Raw genomic sequence first — 1,569 nt, 5'->3', positions numbered from 1 at the left:
GGTGGTGGGCCCGACGAGGAAGCGTGGCGCCCCGGCGAGGGGTGCCGGGGCTTCCGGAGCTTTCGGGGCTTCCGGGAAGAGGGGTCTTGTCAAGAATCCAGGATTCTGTTTACTGTTTCCTCGTGAACGATTACGACGAGCGGTTCCTGACCCGCAACGGCCTGGCGGCCCGCCAGCTCGCGCTCCTCCTGCTGGAGTACGAGCCGGAGACGCGCCTGCCTCGCGTGCGGGACTTCGCCGAGGAGCTGGGGTGCGGGAACGGCACGGTCCAGGCCGCGCTGCGGCTGCTGGAGGAGGCCGGCGCCATCGAGACGGCCGCCCGCGGGCACCTGGGCACCTTCCTCGTCAGATCGGACCGCGCGATCCTGTGGCGGCTGTCGGGGCTCGGCACCTTGCTCGCCGCCATGCCGCTGCCCTACTCCCGCCGCTACGAAGGGCTGGCCACGGGCCTGCGCGCGGCGTTCGACGACGCCGGCACCCCGTTCGCCATCACGTTCATGCGCGGCGCGGGCAGCCGTGCCACCGCGCTGATGGAGGGCAAGGCCGACCTGGTCGTGCTCTCCCGCTTCGCCGCCGACCGGCTCATCGAGGAGTATCCCGAGGATCTGGCCTTGGTGGTGGATCTGGGGCCCGCCACCTACGTCGGCGCCCACGGCGTGCTGCTGCGGGAGGGCGGCTCGCTCGACTCGCCGGGCCTCCGCGTGGCGATCGACCACGCCTCGGAGGACCAGCGCATGCTCGCCGAGCTGACCTTCGGCGGGCGGGCCGACGTCGAATGGGTGGAGTGCTCCTACATGCAGCTCCCCGATCTGCTCGGACACAACGAGGCGGACGCCACCGTCTGGAACCTGGACGAGGTGCAGGGCCGGATCGGCGAGGGGGTGGACGTACGCCCGCTCGGTGACGAGGTGACACGCGACCTGTCGCTGCGGAACTCGAGCGCGGTCGTCATCGGCAGAGCCGAGAGCGTCGCCGCCCTGCACGCGATACGGCAGGCCATCGACCCCGCCCGGGTCGCCGCTCTCCAGTCCGAGGTCCTGCGAGGAGACCGCATGCCCTCGTACTGACCAGCGCCACCTGCCGCCGCGCCACCGCACCGCACGGCACTGCCCGTGCGGGCTCGCGCCGCCAAGAGAATCCAGAATCCCGAGTTCTGTGGGATGTTGAGGAGGCACCACCGTGGACGACCAGCTCGCCCTGCGCATCCAGCTCTTCCGTGAAAGCGGCCAAGTCCGCCCCCAGGTGGCCGATTTCGTGACCGCCGAGCTGACCGCGCTCACCGACGAGGGCGCGCCCGTCACCGAAGAGACGGCCGGAATGCTGACGAGCCATCTGATGATGGCGCTCACCCGGCTCCTCGACGGCGAGCCCATCGAGGAGTTCCTCACCGACGAGCAGGTCGCCGCCGAGCTCGCCGACCACCCGTCAGCCGTCGAACGGGCCCGCCGTATAGCCGAACGCGCCGAGAACGAACTCGGCGCCGCCCTGCCCGCCTCCGAGATCAACTTCCTGGCCATGCACCTGGCCGTCCTCGCCCAGCGCGTCACCGGCTGACAGCCGCCCCCGCCG

Annotated in this window: 2 protein-coding genes; both read left to right on the top strand. The window is 71.2% G+C overall.

Annotated elements, in window-relative coordinates; genetic code table 11:
- Positions 1 to 122: 122 nt before the first annotated feature.
- Positions 123 to 1,067, top strand: a complete 945-nt coding sequence (gene yhfZ, locus AB8Z75_RS34385; protein WP_369208985.1) for a GntR family transcriptional regulator YhfZ — start codon at positions 123 to 125, stop codon at positions 1,065 to 1,067.
- A 112-nt stretch (positions 1,068 to 1,179) separates the two neighbouring features.
- Positions 1,180 to 1,554, top strand: coding sequence for a PRD domain-containing protein (locus AB8Z75_RS34380; protein ID WP_369208983.1), 375 nt, complete (start codon positions 1,180 to 1,182; stop codon positions 1,552 to 1,554).
- The last annotated feature ends 15 nt before the right edge of the window (positions 1,555 to 1,569 follow it).

It is taken from the genome of Streptomyces sp. PU-14G, assembly GCF_041028275.1.
Taxonomy (GTDB): Bacteria; Actinomycetota; Actinomycetes; order Streptomycetales; family Streptomycetaceae; genus Streptomyces.
Note: the sequence above shows the minus strand (reverse complement) of the source record. Positions and strands in the feature narration are given on the sequence as shown.